14 protein-coding genes and 1 pseudogene are annotated in these 13,161 nt (G+C 59.8%); 9 read left to right on the forward strand and 6 right to left on the reverse strand.

The window, feature by feature from the left end; all coding sequences use genetic code 11:
• The first annotated feature begins 158 nt into the window (after window positions 1–158).
• Together NW822_RS04235 and NW822_RS04240 are read left to right on the forward strand one after the other, a co-directional pair.
• Window positions 159–2,600, forward strand: a complete 2,442-nt coding sequence (locus tag NW822_RS04235; RefSeq protein WP_414403628.1) for a DUF3488 and DUF4129 domain-containing transglutaminase family protein — start codon at window positions 159–161, stop codon at window positions 2,598–2,600.
• A 139-nt stretch (window positions 2,601–2,739) separates the two neighbouring features.
• A complete protein-coding gene (locus tag NW822_RS04240) occupies window positions 2,740–4,077 on the forward strand; it encodes an alkaline phosphatase (protein WP_414403629.1) in 1,338 nt (445 codons plus the stop codon).
• A 31-nt stretch (window positions 4,078–4,108) separates the two neighbouring features.
• On the opposite strand, the gene NW822_RS04245 is transcribed toward NW822_RS04240, so the two are convergent.
• Complete coding sequence (locus NW822_RS04245; RefSeq protein WP_414403630.1) at window positions 4,109–5,566, reverse strand: cryptochrome/photolyase family protein; 1,458 nt, start codon at window positions 5,564–5,566, stop codon at window positions 4,109–4,111.
• Window positions 5,567–5,678: 112 nt separating this feature from the next.
• Window positions 5,679–5,894 carry a hypothetical protein gene (locus NW822_RS04250; protein ID WP_414403631.1) on the reverse strand — a complete coding sequence of 72 codons (216 nt, stop codon included), beginning with the start codon at window positions 5,892–5,894 and terminating at the stop codon, window positions 5,679–5,681.
• Between the two features lie 188 nt (window positions 5,895–6,082).
• On the opposite strand from NW822_RS04250, the gene rbfA reads away from it, so the two are divergent.
• The 4 genes and pseudogenes from rbfA (at window position 6,083) to NW822_RS04270 (ending at window position 8,398) form a co-directional block, all read left to right on the forward strand.
• On the forward strand, window positions 6,083–6,526 hold the full coding sequence (gene rbfA / locus NW822_RS04255) for a 30S ribosome-binding factor RbfA (protein WP_414403632.1): 444 nt from the start codon (window positions 6,083–6,085) through the stop codon (window positions 6,524–6,526).
• Between the two features lie 160 nt (window positions 6,527–6,686).
• Complete coding sequence (locus tag NW822_RS04260) at window positions 6,687–7,499, forward strand: pseudouridine synthase (RefSeq protein ID WP_414361410.1); 813 nt, start codon at window positions 6,687–6,689, stop codon at window positions 7,497–7,499.
• 35 nt (window positions 7,500–7,534) lie between these two features.
• A pseudogene (locus tag NW822_RS04265) lies at window positions 7,535–7,765 on the forward strand (helix-turn-helix domain-containing protein); the annotation flags it as partial.
• Between the two features lie 12 nt (window positions 7,766–7,777).
• Window positions 7,778–8,398 (forward strand): DUF4115 domain-containing protein, encoded by a 621-nt coding sequence (locus NW822_RS04270; RefSeq protein WP_414403727.1) that lies wholly within the window; start codon window positions 7,778–7,780, stop codon window positions 8,396–8,398.
• Between the two features lie 19 nt (window positions 8,399–8,417).
• Here NW822_RS04270 and NW822_RS04275 read toward each other — a convergent pair whose 3' ends face one another.
• From NW822_RS04275 to trxA, 3 genes are all read right to left on the reverse strand, one after another.
• Window positions 8,418–9,095: a phosphoribosylanthranilate isomerase gene (locus NW822_RS04275; protein WP_414403633.1), complete on the reverse strand. Its 678-nt coding sequence runs from the start codon at window positions 9,093–9,095 to the stop codon at window positions 8,418–8,420.
• A 125-nt stretch (window positions 9,096–9,220) separates the two neighbouring features.
• Entirely contained in the window at window positions 9,221–10,315 is a 1,095-nt protein-coding gene (locus tag NW822_RS04280) for a TIGR00730 family Rossman fold protein (protein ID WP_414403634.1), read from the reverse strand.
• Window positions 10,316–10,423: 108 nt separating this feature from the next.
• A complete protein-coding gene (gene trxA, locus NW822_RS04285; RefSeq protein ID WP_414361416.1) occupies window positions 10,424–10,765 on the reverse strand; it encodes a thioredoxin in 342 nt (113 codons plus the stop codon).
• A gap of 184 nt (window positions 10,766–10,949) precedes the next feature.
• Here trxA and sixA point away from each other — a divergent pair, with 184 nt between their 5' ends.
• The 3 genes from sixA (at window position 10,950) to coaD (ending at window position 12,710) form a co-directional block, all read left to right on the forward strand.
• Window positions 10,950–11,495 carry a phosphohistidine phosphatase SixA gene (sixA, locus tag NW822_RS04290; protein ID WP_414403635.1) on the forward strand — a complete coding sequence of 182 codons (546 nt, stop codon included), beginning with the start codon at window positions 10,950–10,952 and terminating at the stop codon, window positions 11,493–11,495.
• Between the two features lie 371 nt (window positions 11,496–11,866).
• Window positions 11,867–12,202 (forward strand): divalent-cation tolerance protein CutA, encoded by a 336-nt coding sequence (cutA, locus tag NW822_RS04295; protein ID WP_414403636.1) that lies wholly within the window; start codon window positions 11,867–11,869, stop codon window positions 12,200–12,202.
• A gap of 25 nt (window positions 12,203–12,227) precedes the next feature.
• Window positions 12,228–12,710: a pantetheine-phosphate adenylyltransferase gene (gene coaD, locus NW822_RS04300; RefSeq protein ID WP_414361421.1), complete on the forward strand. Its 483-nt coding sequence runs from the start codon at window positions 12,228–12,230 to the stop codon at window positions 12,708–12,710.
• Window positions 12,711–12,722: 12 nt separating this feature from the next.
• Here the strand turns inward: coaD and psbQ are convergent, their stop codons facing one another.
• Window positions 12,723–13,118, reverse strand: coding sequence for a photosystem II protein PsbQ (psbQ, locus tag NW822_RS04305; RefSeq protein ID WP_414361423.1), 396 nt, complete (start codon window positions 13,116–13,118; stop codon window positions 12,723–12,725).
• Window positions 13,119–13,161 lie beyond the last annotated feature (43 nt).

Below are 13,161 nucleotides of genomic sequence, written 5' to 3' on the forward strand. Positions count from 1 at the left end.
AAAACGACAAAAGTTAAGGAACATTAACGATTCTAGTGCTGCAGCAGAAGTCTGTCTTCTCCCCATCGCAAGGGGTGGCGGCAATAGGGGGCAGGAGAAGAGGAAAGACTTGGCTATCTTGGAAGGGCCACTTGAGGGATCCCGAAGCAACCTAGCCCATGAGCTGGCCACTGCTTGCCGTCCAAAAGCTCTTCATCTACCTGCTGGTGGGGATTGCCTTTACGGCCCTCTGCCTTGGGGATCAGGCCCTGTCGCCGGCGGTTATCGCCCTCTGCTTGGCGGCGGGGGCTGCCAGTTGGTTTTGGGAGCCGCCCCGCATTAGCTTTGCCCGCTATGCGCCCCTGTGGATGCCCCTGACGGTGAGCGTGCTGGTCGGCTTGGCGGCCCTGGTGCTTGCGGGCGTGCTGCCGCTTTCGGATGGGGCCATAGGCCTGGTGCTCTACCTTACGGGGGCCAAGTTGTTTCAGCGGGAGCGGGCAGCCGACCACATTCAGTTGGCGGTGTTGTCTTTGCTTCTGATGGCCATTGCCACCCTCTTTAACGAGGACGTCAGCTTTGGGTTTTTATTCCTGCTGTATGTGGGGGTGGGGCTGGTTAACCTCACCCTCTATCACCTGCGCCTGCAGGCGGAGCAGCACCCCCAGGCGGCTAGCCAAGTCCGCGGGATCGACCTCAACTTTCTGGGGTTGCTTGGATCCCTGGCTTTGCTGGCAACCCTTCTCTCGGTGGTTTTGTTTTTCCTCTTTCCGCGCCTTAGCTTGGGGCTCCTAGGCCGGCAGACCCGCTCGCCGGTGATGACCACCGGCTTTGCCGAGGAAGTCAGCCTGGGGGAGTTCGGCACCCTCAAGACCGACAGCACTGTTGTCATGCGGGTGGAGTTCCCGGCGGGGGTGCCGCCCCAGGTGGAGTCCCTCTACTGGCGGGGGATCAGCTTTGATCGCTACGACGGGCGGGCTTGGTCGCGGACGCTGGACCACGCGATCCCGATTTTCCCCACTGCAGCAGGGGTTTTTGATCTCTCGGCTTCCCCCTTGATCCCCACCGCTAGCGACCTCCAGTTCTTCCCCCTGGAGCAGCTTATCTACCTAGAGCCGCTGGCCACCAACACCGTCTTTGGGGTGGCGCCGCTGCTGGAGGTGGAGTGGTTGGATCGGGGTGGAGTGATGACCCCTCAGCAGGCATGGCAACGGCAAACTCGCCGCCTCCTCCTGCACGAGAGCGGGGATGTCAGCCATTCTCTGCCCCCCCGGCTGCCCTATCTCTACCGCGCCGTGAGCTGGATCCCCCGCGATCTGGAGCCCCGCCTGCGCCAGCTTAGCCAGGAGGAGCTGCTGAGTGCTCTTGACCCCATCCAGCGGGCAGCCTACCTGCAGTTGCCGGCAGATCTAGATCCGCGCATTCCCGCCTTGGCAGAGGAGATCACGGCTGGGATCCCCGACGTCTTTGGCAAGGTAGCGGCTCTGCAGAACTACCTGCTGGAGAACTACGCCTACACCACAGATCTGCCGGATCCCGGGGCCGAGCCGCCTTTGGAGGCCTTTTTGTTTACCCACCGCCGCGGCCACTGCGAATACTTTGCCACCGCCCTGACGGTGCTGGCCCGCAGCCTTGGCATCCCGGCCCGCGTGGTCAATGGTTTTTTGGGCGGGCGCTGGGTGGCGCAGGAGAAGTACCTGGCGGTGCGCAACGCCGATGCCCATTCTTGGACGGAGATCCCCTTTGGCCCCTATGGATGGATCCGCTTCGACGCCACGCCGCCAGAGGCCAATGTTAGCCAGCGGCAAAGCTGGTGGGATCCCCTGCAAGATTTTTACGACAGCCTGCGCTTCCGTTGGTTTAAGTACGTCATCCAGTACGACCTATCCACCCAGCGGCAGATCTGGCGGCAGATTCAGGAGCTGGCCAGCCGCGTGACCGCTCCCCAAAAGCAGGAGGATGTCGTTGCCGCCCTCCGCCGCAGCTTGGTGGGCTGGGGGCAAAGGCTGCAGCAAAACAGCCTGCCGCTGCTGGGGGTGATTTTGATCACCGGCTTCACGGCCTACTGGGGCCGCCGCCGCCGCTACCAAGCTTTGCACTGGCGGGATGGGGGATGGGTCCTCTTGGCCACGCTTGGCAATGGGGTGGTGATGGGATCCCTGTGGCAGCCGCCCCCAGAATGGCCCACCTGGATGATCGGGATCCTGCTGCCAAGTCTGGCCTTTGCTGGCATGCGCTGGATCCCGACGGCCCTGCCCAAGTCCCAGCAGCGCCGCCAGGCCATCTCAAGGCTTTACCTCCAACTGCGGGAGCTGGCGACGGCAGTGGGGATCCCAGCCCATCTAGGTCCTGAAGCCTGCCTAGAACACTTGCGCCAGTCCAACTTGCCCCAGGCCGAGCTGGCCATCCAGTTCCTGCAGCGCTACCTGGAGGTGCGCTTTGGCGGGATCCCGCTGGCAGCCGGGGAACTGCAGCGTTGGCAACAAGGCCTCAGACAGCTCAGGCAGGCCTGGCAGACCCAAAATCCCACCCCTGCCCCCAAAGAGCCCCTTGACCCGAAGCCGGCTAGGCCCTGGAGCTCTGCAAGCAGCCTTGACGTTATGAGGTGGTTAAGAGATAGTTAACTCTAGGTATAGACATAAGCGGCAGGCCATTGTTGCAGGTGGGCTCTGCCGCGGGTTTTGCCTGTGACCTTGCTAAGGGATCCAAGGCTGTGTTACTTTCCTTGACGTTCAGCCTTGAACGAGCAAGGGCAGGTTTACTATGCGTAACTATTCTCTGAGGGCAGCTTTGGCCGCAACGCTGTGCCTGCTGTCCTCTTCCCTTTTTTCTAGCCTGGCTCAGGCGGCGCCGAAGCCGACCGGCAACGGGGCGATCTTTTTCCACCCCGATGGCACTTCGGCCTCCCACTGGGACATTGCCCGCATTCTCTACTATGGCCCGGATGGCTTCTTGAACTGGGATCGCCTGCCGGTTATTACCACCTACCGGGGGCATCATCTCGACCAACTGGGTGGAACCTCCAACGGCGGGGCGGTGACCCATGCTACGGGAACCCGGGTCCACGCTAAGACCTTCGGGCTGGATCCCGAGGGCAAGGAGTATCCTTCCGCCAACGGCACCCTGAACACGATCATGGAAGAAGCTGTGGCGGCAGGCCTGGGCACGGCCCTGGTGCAGTCGGGATCCATCATCGAGCCGGGGACGGCTGCTTTTGTGGCCGAAGCTCCCAAGCGCAGCGACTACGAGGAGATTGCCCTGGAAGTGGTGGAGTCGGGGGTAGACATCATCCTGGGGGCCGGTGAGGAGTGGCTGCTGCCGGAAGGCGTCCAGGGGCGCTTTGGCCAAGGGAAGCGCAAGGACGGCCGCAACCTCATCGAGGAAGCCAAGAAAAAAGGGTATGCCGTCGTCTATACCCGCGACGAGCTGCTGAAGCTGCCAGCGGATGCCGCCAAGGTTTTGGGGGTGTTCAACGTAGAGGACACCTTCTACGACAAACCTGAAGAAGAGCTGCGCAAAGAAAACTTGCCCAACTACATCGCCAGTGCGCCCACCATTGCCGAGATGACGCAGTTTGCCCTAGAGCGGATTTCCCGCAATCCTAAGGGCTTCTTTGCCGTCATTGAGGAAGAGGGCACCGACAACATGTGCAACAACCTCAATGCTTCCGGCTGCCTGGAGGCCATGAAGCGGGCTGACGATGCCATTGGGGTAATCCTTAACTTCATCGAGAAGAATCCCAAGACCTTCATGATCACCACCAGCGACAGCAACGCCGGCGGGATGCAGTTGGTGGATGTGGAGTCTGCTGATAAGCCGCTACCCCCCACCGACCCCGAAGGAAGCGGCGCTCCCCTCGACGGCGTGGACGGCACCGGCACAAAGCCCTTCCTTTCCGCTCCGGACAAAAATGGCAAGCGTTTTCCCTTTGGCATCTCCTGGGCTAGCAAGGATGATGTGGGCAGTGGAGTTATTGCCCGCGCGGCGGGTCTGAACGCTCGCGAGCTGGTGCCCACCACCGGGATCCTGAACACCGACATTTACCGCATCCTCTACACAGTTCTCTTCGGGGAGCGCATCCCCAGCGAGCTCAAGCCCTAGTCTCCGGCAAGCCGGCATGGGCTTGGAGCGTCTAGAGACGGAGGGGATCCAGGCGATCCCCTTTTTGTTGCCGCTGCACCGCCTGGTAGCGCCGTTTGAACTCCTGCTGCTGCACCTTGTGATCCACGATGGGATCCGGGTAGCCACAGCGCCGCCGCTCCTGTAGGGCCCAGGATCCCTTGGGATCCTCCCCCACCCACAGTAAAGCCGGGGTATCTAGCCCCGCCAGCTCCGGCAGGTAGCGACGGATGTACTCCCCCTCCGGGTCGTAGCGGGCCGCCTGGGTGGCCGGGTTGAAGATGCGCAGTGGCCTGGGATCCGTACCCACACCGGCGCTCCACTGCCAGCCGCCGTTGTTGGCGGCCAGATCCCCGTCCACCAGCTTCTGCATAAAGTAGCGCTCTCCCCAGCGCCAGTCGATGAGCAGATCTTTGGTTAGAAAGCTGGCCACGATCATGCGGCAGCGGTTGTGCATCCAGCCGGTCTCGTTGAGCTGGCGCATGGCCGCATCTACGATGGGGTAGCCCGTCTCTCCGGCGCACCAGGCCTGAAACCAGTCCTGCCGGTTGTCCCACTCCAGCGCATCAAAAGCTCGCCGGTAGGCGCCGCTCTCCACGTGGGGCCAGTGGGCTAAGACATGCTTGTAAAACTCGCGCCAGCATAGCTCCTGCCGCCACGTGCGCAAGCTGCTCTCGGCCTCTTCACTGCGCACCTCTGCTTCCACCTCCCGCGTAGCCTGCCACACCTGGCGAATGCCGATGGTTCCCCAGCACAGGTGGGGGCTGAGGAGAGAGGTGCCCTGTTCAGCCGGGAAATTGCGGGCCCGCTCGTAGTCCAAAATGCGCAGGCCCTGACAAAAATCCTCCAGCAGCGCTTGGGCTGCCCTCTCGCCTGATGTCGGGATCCGCTGGTTGCAGACAAACCCCAGATCCGCCAAGGTGGGCAGCGGTTGGGCTTCGAGGTTTGGCAGCGGCTGGAGCTCCTTGGGAATGGGGAAGGGATCTGGCTTAGGCAAGCTGGACCAGCGGCGCCAGAAAGGGGTAAAAACCGAGTAGGGCTCCCCCGCCTGGGTCAATACTTCCCCCGGCCCGTGCAGCAGCATATCTTGGTAAGAAAAAGACGGGATCCCGGCTGCCGTCAAGCTAGCCCGCACCCGACTCTCCTGCTGCCGGGCCAAGGGATCCAGATCCTCGTTCCAAAACACGGCCTGCGCCCCCAGCTCGGTGGCCAACTGCCGCAGCTCCACTGCCGGATCCCCCCGCCGCCAGAGGAGCGGGATCCCCATCTGGGCGTAGCGTTCCTGCAGCTCCTGTAACGCCTGGAGGAGAAACGCCACCCTGGCCGGGGCCATATCCGCCCGCTGCAAAACCTGCGGGTCGAAAACGAAAACCGGCACCACCTGGGAGCTGCGCTGCGCCGCCGCGTGGAGGGCTGTGTTGTCCGCCAGCCGCAGATCGCGGCGATGCCAAATCAAAACCGGGGAAGTCATAGGCTACTGAGGGACGGGATCCCATCTTGGCCGGTTCCCACCACCCCTTTCAACTCATTCCTCCCTCCTGGACAGCCAGCAGCTAGGCTGTGAAGAACCTTAAAGGGCTCTGTCAAAGCTCTGGACGGTCGAGCAGCCGGCTGGGACAATAGCGGCAGCGTTCATTTGGCTTTTGTTGGCCATCGCTGTACCCCATTGCATACGCTGTATCCCCCAGCATCACCACCAATTGAGTTAGCTTCAGGGAGAGGAAGGGGTCAAGCGGCTCTGTGACATTCAGCACAAACTGCTCAATGGAGCGCCGCAGGGCCTCTGGCGTCTTGATCATCACGTCTCCATCCATCGATGGCTTTAGGTATTCATACTCAAGGCAAGGTGGACATGGATTCAGGATAAAGGTAGAAGGGAGGGATGCTCGTAGCAGCGGCTACTGTTCTTAGGATCAAGCTGACGAGGGCTTTGCTTCACACTCGCCAGAACCGGTTTGCGGATGAGGGGTAACCTAGGTGTCCAAAAATGGCAACGGAGCGACGGGTAGCCCGAGTAGCCGAGCAGATCAAGCGGGAGGTTAGCCAGATCCTGCTCTCGGAGATCAAGGATAGCCGCGTGGGAGCAGGCATGGTTAGCGTTGTGGACGTAGAGGTTTCCAGGGATCTGCAAAACGCCCGCATCTTCGTCAGCATCTATGGCGACGAAGCAGCTCAGCAGCAAACAATGGAGGGGTTGGCTGCCGCCACTCCTTTTGTGCGGCGGGAAATTGGCCAGCGCCTCGGCCTGCGACGGGTGCCGACGGTGGTGTTTTTGCAGGATCGCTCTTTGGAGCGGGGATCCCGCGTTCTGGCTCTGCTTAACCAACTGAAACGGGACGCCGAAACCAAGCAGGAGGGATCCTCATCTAAGAACCAGGAAACGGTTGAAGAGGGCAGTGAGGGCGAAGCAGAGGAGTTGGGTAACCAATAGCTACACCGTTTTGTTAGCAGGCACTACCCGTCTCTCAGCTCTACAGGCCACAAACGGGCGGAAGCTTTGGTTTCCTGCCTAAACGGGCAACCCCTGCTGCCCCCCCGACTCTGGCCATCTGCTTTTGCAATACAAAGACTCTGCTCTAGTCCCCTTGCCTATGGCAGCACCCCAACGGCTCCAGAAACTTTTGGCTCAGCAGGGCTTGGCCTCCCGCCGCCAGGTGGAAGCCTGGATCCTAGCCGGACGCATTCGAGTCAATGGGAAGGTGGTCACCGAGCTGGGCTTTAAAGCCGATCCGGAACGGGATCGCGTCGAGGTGGATGGACGGGTGATCCGCTTCAGGGATCCCGTCCGCTACGTTTTGCTTCTGCACAAGCCCCTGGGAGTCTTGTCCACCTGTAGGGATCCCTGGGGACGCAAGACTGTCTTGGATCTGCTCCCACCACCCTGGAACCGGCAGATCCGTCTCTACCCGGTAGGCCGATTGGACGCCGACAGCAGTGGGGCCCTGCTTCTGACTAACGACGGCGACCTGACGCTGAAGCTGACCCATCCGCGCTACCATCTGCCCAAGACCTATCTTGTGCAGGTGCAGGGGCGGCCCAGCCAAGCCACTCTGCAACGGTGGCGGGAGGGCGTCGACTTGGATGGGTCTACCACTTTGCCGGCAGAGGTGGAGTTTTGTAATCCGCCCCCTTTTGGAAGCACCTCCCACTCCTCTTGGCTGAGGGTAGTCCTATTTGAAGGCCGCAACCGGCAAATTCGGCGGGTGGCCGAGCAGCTGGGCCATCCTGTGCTTAGCTTACACCGGGAGGCGATTGGTCCGCTGCGTCTAGGTAAGCTAAAGCCAGGTCAGTTTCGCCTGTTGCAGCCGCAGGAGGTTCAGGCTTTGCTAGCCCCGTTTGCGGTTGCTGATGGCTCAGCTCCGTCCAGAAGTGCCTCTTTTCACTCCTCCTCTCCCTCTTCATAATCTTTAGCGGGGGAACTTCTGCAGGTAGCCCAACGATGCAAGAGCCGGAACGCTCTAAGGACTCTGTCCCGCTAACGGGATTGGAAGCCCTGGGATCCCTGTTGCGGCAAACTCGGGAGGCACGGGGACTGACATTGGCAGAGGTGGCTAATGACACCCTTATTCGCTCCCAATATCTGCAGGCCCTGGAGGAAGCCGACTTAAGTAAGCTGCCGGAGCCGGTCTACGTGCAAGGCTTCATCAAGCGCTATGCCAACTACCTAGGGCTGGAGGGCGAAATGCTATCTCGGCAGGCGTTGCCGCTGCTACTATCCAAAACGCCTCCCGAGCCCTCTTCTCGTATTGCTGTGAGTGAACAGCCGGCCTTTGCTCTGCGTCCCTTCCACCTCTGGGCGGGCTATGTGGTGCTAGTCGTGCTGGCGGTAGGAGGGCTGTCGGCTCTGCTAGACGGTAGGGGCAATTCTCTCGGAAATTGGCTAGCAGGCAGTGAGAGATCCCAGTTGCAGCCGCAGGCGGCCAACTCCTCTGAGCGCAATCCAGAAGCAAAGCCAACCCTTCGCCAGATGTTTCCCACCTTGGAGCAATGGACGCACATCAAAGGGGTTTTCCCTGACGTGGTGGAAGCCCAGCGGCGCAAGCCGGTGCGCCTCGATATTCGCGTAGTGGAACATCCTTCTTGGCTGCGGGTTATTGCTGACGGAAAAACTGTTTTTGAGGCCACCCTGCAGCCGGGGGCGGAGCTAAACTGGGAAGCCGAGCGATCGATTGTGCTGCGCACCGGCAATGCCGGTGGGGTGTTGGTGACCTTCAACGATCGCCATCTGGGGACGATGGGGCGGTTTGGAGAGGTGAAGGAGGTGATATTTGAGCCAGGGCTGGAGATTCAATCCTTGCAGTAGGGATCCAGCTCGAGGCCTCCTAGCCTGCAGGGGGTAGAGCTTGACCAGACGCAATCTCCCAACCTTGGGATTCCAACTGCTGGAGCAGACGCCGGACTTTGCCCAAATCTTTGTCGCCCGGCTGACGCTCGACACCGCTTGAGAGATCAAGGCCGGTAGGGTGAAGATAGCTTAGGGCCTGTAGAACATTGTCAGGGTTAAGTCCACCGGCCAGCAGCCAGGGCAAGGGCAGGGAGCAGTGGGCCAGCTCTGGCCAGTTGAGGGTTTGTCCGGTGCCACCCGCCCGCTGGGGGTGATAGGCATCCAGAAGCAAGACCTCTACACAGTCGCGGTAGAGATCGGCTACCTGCAAGTCTGCCGGGCAGCGAATGCGCAGGGCCTTGATGCGGCGGATGCCAGGGAGCCACTCTCCCAGTTGCCGGCACGTTTCTGGAGATTCCTGGCCGTGCAGCTGAACAGCCGTGAGGCCAGCCACCTCCACCCAGGTGGCGATGACTTGGGGATCCTGATTCAGAAAGACCCCCACCTTTTCCACATGGCCGGGCAGGGATCTCAGCCAGCGCGCTGCCGAAAGAGGTAAGTAGCGCGGCGTATTGGGCACAGCCACCACCCCAAGTGCGCTTACCCCCAACGCTGCAATGGCCTCCGCCTGCTCCTGCCGCGTAATGCCGCAGATTTTGACAAACAACCGGCCCATCGGGAGCCCTTCCGACACTCACCGGTACGTCAAATGGGAACAAGGGGTACTCCCCCTAACTTCCTGCTTCCAAAGAGAGAGGGGCAGAGCGCTTGGGAGGTGTCTTGATGGGAGGTAACCATTTTCTAGGAGTTTTCTGGAGGTGCTAATTGCGTTTGGTCGGCATGCATTTGCAGGGGATCCGGTTGTGCTGGATGAAGCTTGTTGATTCGACGCACCATTTGCCATAGCCGCCCAAAGCTACGCTGGTTAAAACGCATTACCAGCCTCGGTAGATGGGCAATGTCCTCCTCAGCCTCCTCCGGCAGAGCCTCCGTTTGCTCAATCCGACCCGAGTCGAGAATGTCAGCAAACTCCTCGTTTAAAATTTCTAGGGCTTGTGGCGAAAGTTTGGTGTTTAAGCGCAAAACCAGGAGCTCCCGCACGTAGCGATTGCTGTGAAAGATGCGATAGAAATCAACAATTTGCCGACAGGCTTCTCCCACATCGTCAGTTAGGGAATAAAGGTGGAGATCCTCGGGGCTAATCAAGCCGCGGCTGAGAAGGTGCTCTCGCACATACTCATCCCATTCCTTCCAGTAGCAGCCGCCTTGCTTGTCCACCAGCACCAAGGGCATGAGTTTGGTCTTCCCGGTTTGCATCAGGGTCAGGCACTCAAAAGCTTCATCCTGCGTGCCAAAGCCGCCGGGAAACAGCACCAGTGCATCCGTTTCCTTAACAAAGAAAAGTTTGCGGGAAAAGAAATACTTAAAGTTAATGACCCGGTCGCTAGCAGCAATGAAAGGATTAACCACCTGCTCAAAGGGCAGCTGGATATTCAGCCCAAACGAGTTTTCCGGCCCCGCCCCCCGATTGCCAGCTTCCATGATGCCACCGCCACCACCTGTCAGCACCATGAAGCCTAGCTGACTAATGCGGTGGGCAAATAGCTGGGCCTGCTGATACTCAGGGCTATCTGCCCCCAAGCGTGCCGAACCAAAGACAGTGACCTTGCGCCGCTGGGTGTAGTTTTGGAAGGTGGCAAAGCCCTGCTCCAGATCCTCAAGCGTAGCCGCCAAGATCTTGGCATCCAGACGGCTGAGCTTTAGGGATCCCATCCGCTGCAGCGACTGCAAAATCCGCAGCCAAGCTGTTCGGTTGGGGTGATGGTCTAACTGCCTGAGACGAGCTTCAGCACTGGAAAAAATTTCTTGCAGCAGAGCGGAAAGAGAATCAGTCAAGCTGGGATCCAGAGTTATCTACCTACTTACTGCAGCGAGTTTTCCCTCTCAAGCTTGGCTTAGAACCCAAATCTTGAGATGACAAGGCTCTCGGTCTTGGCCAGGACCTTAGCCTTCAGCAGAGCTTCCAAGGTGCTTTTCCAGAATCGTGGTCAGAGTTGCCTTGGGAACGGCGCCAACCACCATATCCACCTTTTGGCCACCCTTGAAGAGAATCAGGGTGGGAATGCTACGAATGCCGTACTGGCTGGCGGTTTGGGGATTTTCGTCAGTATTGATTTTTACAACCTTGATCTTACCGGCATACTGCTCCGCTATCTCCTGCACCACAGGAGCCACCAGTCGGCAAGGGCCACACCAGGGTGCCCAAAAATCAACCAAAACTGGAATCTCACTGCGCAGCACCTCAGCTTCAAAGGTAGCATCAGCAATATCTATTGCCGCAGACATGCCCCGGGAACTCCTGAAACAGTGGCTACTAGCCTATTCATCCTACCACAACTCTCTGGACTCCTGTTGCCTGGCGCTGCTACAGGCGCTTGCAATTTCCTGGGGAAGGCTTGGGGTTGCCCTCAGGCTTTTCCTGAGTAGGGCAAGGTATCCTAAGAGGAACGAGAAAGTTTGCTAGGTGCCGATGGAGCTTGAGCTTGGAGCCGAGGACCACAATCCAGGAACAGGCAGGGCAGTAACCGTGGATTTTGTTCGCCACGGCATAGCCGAAGAGCCCCAGCCAGGGAGGGAGGACACCCTGCGCGCCCTGACGGATGAGGGCCGAAAGCGCTGCCGCAAAATTGCCCGCCAGCTTAAGAGCATGGGCTGGAAGTGGGATCTCCTGCTCAGCAGCCCTCTAGTTAGAGCACGGCAGACAGCAGAGATCTTCCTTGACGAGAACTTGGCCGAAGACCTGGAAGTGTTTGAGCCGCTAGCCCCTGGCGGCAGCTTTGCTGACTTGGTGCGCTGGCAGACGGAGCGGGGTTCCTTCACCTCCCTAGCTGTAGTCGGCCACCAGCCAGATCTAAGTCTCTGGGTACAGGCAGCCATTGGGCTGCAGCCAGCTCATCCCGAAGCCATTACCCTCAAGAAAGCAGGTCTGGCTCGCGTGCGCTTTGCTGAAGGGCGCATTGATTGCGGCCAGGGCTCCCTGACGTTGCTGCTTTCTCCCAAAGTGGTGTTGCGATAAGGTCAACTTCCCTTCCTTGGAGCTTGGCTTGCAAACGGGCCAAGGGATCTCCCTCCAACGGCTAGGCACTATCTGGGCACCCCAACCCAAAGCTCCATTGCCGCCTTACCCAAGAGGTAGCTTTCTGGTAGGTGCCTGTTGCCTAAGGGGGGAGCGCAATTACGCAAAGAGGCAAGCCCAACCGAGCACCAATTTCGGACTCCTGCCCTAGAGGGCGGCGCTCTTGCGGTTTCCCTCTCCTGCCTAGGTGGGGCTGTGTCAGCGAGCTGGCCTAGCCTTGCTTCGTCCCTCGAGGAGCTGGGGCTCTTGGCCTTGCAGTGGCCAGATCCAAAGGTAGGATTAGGGGAGAGTCATTCCTGCAGCCAGATTTAATGAGCGACAAGACTGCCCTGGAGACCCTCTCGCTGGTGATGACCACCGTGGGCTCCGAAGCCGATGCCCATCGCCTGGCCCACACCCTAGTGGCCGAGCGCTACGTGGCCTGTGCCCAGGTGCTGCCTCCCATCACCTCCTACTACCGCTGGCAGGGATCCCTGCAGACGGATAGCGAGTTCCTGCTGTTGCTCAAGTTGCCCTCCACTGCCTATCCCCGCCTGGAACAGCGGCTGCGGCAGCTTCACCCTTACCAGGAGCCAGAGATCCTGGCTTTGCCGGCTGCTCAGGTAAGTGCTACCTACTTGGCCTGGGCCCGCGAGCAGGTAGGGTAAGGAAAAGCAGTATCCCCCTTGGACCATGATTGCCCTCTATCCCGGCAGCTTCGACCCCATCACCTTTGGGCACCTCGACATCATCGAGCGGGCCAGCCGCTTGTTTTCCAAAGTCATCGTTGCGGTTTTGAAAAACCCCAACAAAACCCCTCTGTTTACTCCTGAGCAGCGGCAGGCTCAGATTAGCCTCTCTGTTGCCCACCTAAAAAACGTTGAGGTCGATACCTTTTCCGGTCTGACGGTGGCCTACGCCCGCCAACGGGGGGCAAAAGTCATCGTGCGCGGCTTGCGGGTGCTGTCTGACTTTGATGTCGAGCTGCAGATGGCCCATACCAACAAGCTCCTGGCTCCTGAATTGGAAACCGTTTTCCTTGCCACTGCCAGTGAACACAGCTTTGTTAGCAGCAGCCTGGTCAAGGAGGTGGCCAAGCTAGGCGGTCCCATCGATCACCTGGTGCCCCCACCGGTGGTTCAAGATCTGCGGGAGCGTTTTCCCTTAACTGGATGAAGGGATCCCTGCCTACGAAAACAGGGCCTTCAGCTCTTGCAACGTCTTCCTCACCTTGGCTTGAGCAGCTTCCACCTCTGGCTGGTCGTAGGCTTTGGCGGCAAAGTCCAGCTGTTCCAAGCTGCGGCCCATTTCTTTGGCTAGGCGCAGCACCTCCCGCTTTTGCTTGTCTGGCAGGGTGGAGGCTAGGCTGTTCAAGGTCTTACGGGTTAAGCCCATCGGCCCATGAATGTAGGAGCGGATCTCCAGCCAGTCCTCGGCGTCCACCAGGTTTTGTAGCCGCTCCACCTGTTGCTCCAGCTGCTGCAACTCCCGCGGCAAGCCGGCAGCGGCCTGGAGAGGAAGGGATCCCAGCCACAGCCCCAACGTTAGGATGACAACCAGCAGCAGACTGCGCCAACGACGCATTCTCCTCTACCTCCTGCATGCCTTGACAGGCTTGATTCTTGGC

The organism is Synechococcus sp. H70.2 (genome assembly GCF_047462275.1).
Classification (GTDB): Bacteria; Cyanobacteriota; Cyanobacteriia; order Thermostichales; family Thermostichaceae; genus Thermostichus.